Annotated in this window: 4 protein-coding genes; all 4 read right to left on the bottom strand. The window is 63.2% G+C overall.

What is annotated here, in order from left to right; translation table 11 throughout:
* Positions 1–489: 489 nt before the first annotated feature.
* Genes qrcD through qrcA form a run of 4 tightly spaced genes read right to left on the bottom strand, consistent with a single transcriptional unit; the run spans position 490 to position 5,263 of the window.
* Positions 490–1,737, bottom strand: a complete 1,248-nt coding sequence (qrcD, locus tag QZZ60_RS10400; protein WP_295641173.1) for a menaquinone reductase integral membrane subunit QrcD — start codon at positions 1,735–1,737, stop codon at positions 490–492.
* A gap of 3 nt (positions 1,738–1,740) precedes the next feature.
* Positions 1,741–2,526: a menaquinone reductase iron-sulfur cluster-binding subunit QrcC gene (gene qrcC, locus QZZ60_RS10395; protein WP_295641172.1), complete on the bottom strand. Its 786-nt coding sequence runs from the start codon at positions 2,524–2,526 to the stop codon at positions 1,741–1,743.
* A gap of 10 nt (positions 2,527–2,536) precedes the next feature.
* Positions 2,537–4,609 carry a menaquinone reductase molybdopterin-binding-like subunit QrcB gene (qrcB, locus tag QZZ60_RS10390; protein WP_295641170.1) on the bottom strand — a complete coding sequence of 691 codons (2,073 nt, stop codon included), beginning with the start codon at positions 4,607–4,609 and terminating at the stop codon, positions 2,537–2,539.
* Positions 4,610–4,627: 18 nt separating this feature from the next.
* The gene (qrcA, locus tag QZZ60_RS10385; protein ID WP_294447784.1) at positions 4,628–5,263 is read right to left on the bottom strand and encodes a menaquinone reductase multiheme cytochrome c subunit QrcA; all 636 of its coding nucleotides are present in this window, start codon (positions 5,261–5,263) and stop codon (positions 4,628–4,630) included.
* Positions 5,264–5,323: the final 60 nt, after the last annotated feature.

Genomic DNA, 5,323 nt, shown 5'->3' with positions numbered 1-5,323 from the left:
GGTCGAGTTGCGGCCGGGGCGCTCTCCGGCGTCCTGATGAAGAAACGTCGTCGCGTGCCCGACGGGGCTCCGAACCCGTGTTTTTCGGAAACTTCGACCCGAACAGCCGCGGGGGAGCGGGAAAAGCAAGGCGAAGCGTGGGGGCCGCAGCAGGATGCGGGAAAGGCGAAGCGTGGGGGGGGGCCGCCGCAGGATGCGGAAAAAGAGCGGGGGAGCGCCGAGGTGGGGAAGAGCGGAGAGGCCGCGCCGCGTTACGGACGGCCCGCATTCGGGGCGCAGAGGCATGGGAGGGCGTGAGCGGCTGAGGACTGCCGCATCCGGTCGGCCGCGCCCCGACGGGAAAGCCGAGCCGCGGTCGAGTTGCGGCCGGGGCGCTCTCCGGCGTCCTGATGAAGAAACGTCGTCGCGCAGTCCGGGCGAGCTTGGGCCGTCGCCATGCAAAAAAAAGGCGGCCGTTCTGGCCGCCTTTTTCAGATCATTGTTGCCGGGTTACTTCTTGTTGAGTTCGGCTTCCTGCGGGAACATGGGAGTGTAGCGGTATGCCAGGGACAGAACCATGGCCGCGTAGGCGAACACGAGGAAGCAGCTTGCCCATTCGGCCCAGTTGGGGGCGTAGGTGTACCAGCTGTCGAAGGGCATGACGGGCTGGGCGAGGCCCTGCACGGTGAGCACGTAGCGGTTGATGGTGATGCTCGTGCAGGTGAGGAAGAGCATCAGGTAGAACAGCCAGGGCTTTTCACGCAGGGGCTTGATGAGCAGCACGATCATGGGAATGATGATGAAGGCGTGTTCCATCCAGAAGAGCCACTTGCCGTAGATCCAGCCGTGGAACATCTGGTCGAAGGTGAGGCCTTCGCCGGCGAGCATGTCGGTGGCCCAGTACCAGCTGTCGAGGCACTTGAACACGGTGTACACGATGAGCATGGTGCCGCCCACCTTGCCCATGAGCTGCTTCACTTCCCAGCTGACGAGCTTGCGGCCGGACATCTTTTCCATGAGCGTGCAGACGAGCACGGTGAACATGGGACCGGAGGACACGGCGGAGAGCACGAACAGGAAGAAGGTCCAGGGCCAGATGAAGAAGCCTTCGCGGAAGAGGTACGGACGGCCGAAGAGCACGCCGTACATGCCGCCGAGGGAGCCCTGATGGAAGGTGGAGAGGAACGCGCCTATGCCCGCGAAGATGGGCATATACACATGGAAGTTGTGCGCGAGAGCGTGGATGAAGGGGCGCTTCATGAGCTGACGGTTCTCCAGCACCAGCGGCACGAACTCGAGGATGAGCACGATGCAGTAGCAGGTGATGCAGAAAATGACTTCCGTGAGCATGGAATGCACGTTGGGGTACCAGTAGCCGAACCAGCAGCGGATGGGCTGGCCGATGTCGAGCACGAGGATCATCATGGCGCCGGTGTAGCACAAAAAGCCTATGACGGCGGCGAGGTTCACGATGTTCTTGAGCTCGTCGATGTTGAGGATGTACCGCAGCGCGCCGGTGAAGAACGCGCCGGCGCCGAGGGCGATGACGGCGAGGTCGAAGGTGATCCAGAGACCGAAGCCGAAGTAGTCGTCCATGCCGGTTTCACCGAGGCCGAAGCCGAGGACGCGCACGGCGGCGTACAGTCCCCAGAGGAAGATGACGCCCAGAATGGACATCCATCCCGTGAATTTGGTCAGAGAGCAGCGCTCGCACCCTTCCGGGAAGAGCTCCGCATCAACAGGTTTGCTGTAATCCATAACCTACCCCTGCTTTGTGGCTTCGCCGGTCTTTTCGTGTTCGAGATAGTTGTCGCCTTCGCGGCGGACCCATTCGCGCCTGCTGAGATAGTAGACCTGCGGATCGGTGCCGAGGCGTTCCAGCAGACGGAAGGCGTAGGGGCTCTTGATGAGCTCGTGCACCTTGTGGGCCGGATTGTTCAGGTCGCCGAAGGTGATGGCCCCGTTGGGGCAGGCTTCGGTGCAGGCGGTGATGTACGCGCCGTCGGGCAGGTTCATCGGATCCTGACCCTTGGCCACGGCGGCTTCCTGGGCCTTCATGAAGCGGTGATGGCAGAAGGAGCACTTCTCCACCACGCCGCGCATGCGGGTGGAAACGTCGGGCGTGAGGGCCTGAGCCAGATCGCCGGGCCACTTCGGGTCGTACCAGTTGAAGTAGCGGGCATGGTAGGGACACGAGGCCATGCAGTACCGGCAGCCGATGCAGCGGGGCGGAATCTGGCTGACGATGCCGCCTTCTTCGCGCTTGTCGGTGGCGATGACGGGGCACACCGAAACGCAGGAAGGCTTTCCGCACTGCATGCAGGGCCGGGGCAGATAGGCCACTTCGTGATCAGGGAAGCTCTTGTGGTTGGAAAGGCGGAACACGGTGAGCCAGTTGAGCGAACGCAGCTTGTTGCTGCCGTCCACGGCCGGGGCCACGTTGTTTTCCGCCTGGCAGGCCACCATGCACGCGCCGCAGCCCGTGCACTTGTCGATGTCGATGACCATGCCCCATCTTATCTTGAACTGTTTGACTTCAGAAGACATCACGACCCCCCTATGCTCTTGCGGCCTTCACGCCGGCAAGGCCCCAGACCGGCAGGCCGGTTCCGGGCTCTCTGCAAACGCTGGTCAGCGCCAGAACATTCGAGCCCTTGCCCTTGCTGAATTCGTCGAAGGCCGTATGGCCGAGACCGGCGACCAGCGAAACGGTGTCGGGCAGGATGCCTTCAAAGATGGCGGCAACCACGGTGATTTCCACATTGTTGCCGGCAACCAGCCTGACGAGGTCCCCGGCGTTTACCTTGAGTTTTGCGGCGGTGGCGCCGTTCATCTGCGCCACGCTGTATCTGCCCTTGAGCTGGTAGTCGGTGACCACCTTGGTGGCGAAGGGCGGAATGGCCGTCTGCGGCGTGCCCATGGCGAGCACCACCACGGGAGCCACCTGCAGATCGCCTTCCGCGCCCCGTGCGGAAGCCGCGGCGCGCATGGCTTCCCAGTTGTAGAACAGCGGGGAGGCGGGCAGGGTGACTTTGGCCGTGTGCACGGCGCCTTCGTCCATCATGGCGCGGAAGGGCGCGCCGAGAGCGTAGGCGTGCTTGTAGAGAAGTTCGGGCATGTCCTTCACGCCGAGCTCGAGCTTGAGCTCCTGCGCAAGGGCGATGAACAGCTCGCCGGCGCTGCGCGCATCGGCAAAGGGCTTGGCCACGGGACGGGCCAGCGCGTAGGTCACGCGGCCGGAACCGTAGGGCGTCTGCACGTCGTCGAAGGCTTCCATGCCGAGGGCGGCGGGAAGCACGAGATCGCACTCTTCGCAGGTTTCGCTCATGAAGCTGGCCACGGCCACGCTGTAGCCGGACTTTTTAATGGTTTCCTTCACGCCGGAGTCGGCGGGCAGGGAGTAGACGGGGTTGGCCGCGTACACGAAGAGAAGCGCGGGAGCCTTGGCCTTGCCTGCGGCCACGGCCTGCGTGTAGTCCACGAATCTCTTGCGCATGGTTTCGCGGTAGTCGGTGGCGTGGGCCACCACGGAAACGGGGTAGGGCAGATCGAGAAGACCGCCTTCCCGGTTCACGCTGCCGAGCAGCATGTTGATGGCGATGGCCGCCATGACCGGACCGGCGCTGCCGCCGGAACCGAGCGAGCTGCCCGCGATGACGAGAGGCTTTTTGGCGCTGACCAGGGCTTTGGCCGCCGCTTCGAGGCGCTCCACGGGAACGCCGGTGATGCCGGAAACCTTTTCGGGCGTGTAGGCGGCCGCAAAGTCGGCGAAATTGCCGAGTCCTGCGGCAAAGCCGTTCTTTCCGGCCTTGATGACAAGATGCGCGATGCCCAGAAGCAGCGCCATGTCGGTGCCGCTCTTCATGGGCAGCCACAGATCGGAGCCTGCGGCGGTGTTGTTCTGCACGGCGCCCGCGTAGATGAGCTTCTGCGTGGCTTCGCCGTCCACGGGATGGGTGCGGTTGAACAGACTGCGGTTGGCGGCCACCACGCCCCAGCTTTCCAGCACGGGAGCGCCCACGGCAAGAATGCAGTCGCTGCCTTCCATGTCGTAGCCGAGCCGTCCCTGTCCGCCCATGGCTTCCCAGGCTGCGGCGGCGGGCTGTTCGTCGTCGGGCATGAAGTAGAAATCGGAGGAGCCGAGCTGATTCAGCATGGCGGAGATGACTTCGTTGATGCTCGAGGTGGGATCGCCGGACACGGCCGCCACGGAGGAGCCGGCCTGCTGCGTCTTTTCCTTGAGAAGCTTTTCTGCTTCGGCCCAGCTTATGGCCACGTACGCGCCGTCGGGCGAGCGGCGAAGCGGCGTTTTAAGACGCGCGGGGCTCACGCGAAGCTCGGCTTCGGCGGCGGCAAGGGCGGTCATGGCCCCGTGGGTCACGGGGTTGTTCCTGTCGCCTATGGTGCGCACGGGCACGCCGCCCACGGTGCGCACGAGAAATCCCGTGCCGGAAGGACACAGCTTGCTCACGGTGGGAACATACTGGCTCTCGCCCTTCTTCAGGCGCGGAATCCAGCCCCAGTTCTGCGTCCAGTACACGGCGTCGTACAGGGTGTTCCAGATGATGGGAGACGCCACGAGGCCCACGGTCCCGCCGGCGGCAAATTTAAGAAATCCTCGTCTATCCATGATTTCCTCGCTTTTGCCTTACTTGTGGCAGGTGAAGCAGGCGTTGCTGGCGTTGGTGTTGCCCATGGCCATGTGTTCGGCATGGCAACGTTCGCAGCCCCACATCAGCATGGTGTTTTCGGAGTAGCCCGAAAGCCTGTTTTCCCGATAGACGGGAGGCACGTCCGTTTCCGCCACGTTGAGGTGACACCTCGAGCAGAATTCGGCCGTTTCCTTGGGGCCCTTGAGTTCGGCCAGAGGACCGAAGTGCAGGGCGTGACTGAAGAACACGTTGTCGGGCTGCTTCTGATAGACAAGCCATTCCGACTTGATCTCGCGACCGGTCTGAACGTATTCACGGACGAAACGCGCTTCTTCGGGGTTGGAGCCCAGAACCGTGAAATGGCATTCCGCGCACTGTGCGGTGGTGGGCGTCCCGCTGAATGAGCCGTCGGCGCGTACGAAGTGGCACTGCTCACAGGTCATGCCCTGATTCTGTACGTGCTCGACATGGCTGAAGGCGATGGGCTGCTTCTTGGTTTCCTTCATAAGGTTGGGCAGAACCCACCATCCCAGAATAAGGGCCACTACCAGCCCCACGACAAACGCGCCCCAGCCACAGCTGCATTTCTTTGCCGCGGTCGCCGGTGTGGTTGTGTTGTTCCTCTCCTCCATCCCGATGCCTCGTGCTGGTTGAGGTGATAAAAAAGACAGTGCGCATCTTCCGGCCGGGCC

Origin of the sequence: uncultured Mailhella sp. (assembly GCF_905187505.1) — a bacterium.
In the GTDB taxonomy this organism is placed as follows: Bacteria; Desulfobacterota; Desulfovibrionia; order Desulfovibrionales; family Desulfovibrionaceae; genus Mailhella.
Note: the sequence above shows the minus strand (reverse complement) of the source record. Positions and strands in the feature narration are given on the sequence as shown.

Excerpts from the sequence above, each read along its gene's own strand:
- qrcB (WP_295641170.1), bottom strand. The coding sequence starts at position 4,609 with ATGGATAGACGAGGATTTCTTAAATTTGCCGCCGGCGGGACCGTGGGC.
- qrcC (WP_295641172.1), bottom strand. The coding sequence starts at position 2,526 with ATGTCTTCTGAAGTCAAACAGTTCAAGATAAGATGGGGCATGGTCATC.
- qrcD (WP_295641173.1), bottom strand. The coding sequence starts at position 1,737 with ATGGATTACAGCAAACCTGTTGATGCGGAGCTCTTCCCGGAAGGGTGC.
- qrcA (WP_294447784.1), bottom strand. The coding sequence starts at position 5,263 with ATGGAGGAGAGGAACAACACAACCACACCGGCGACCGCGGCAAAGAAA.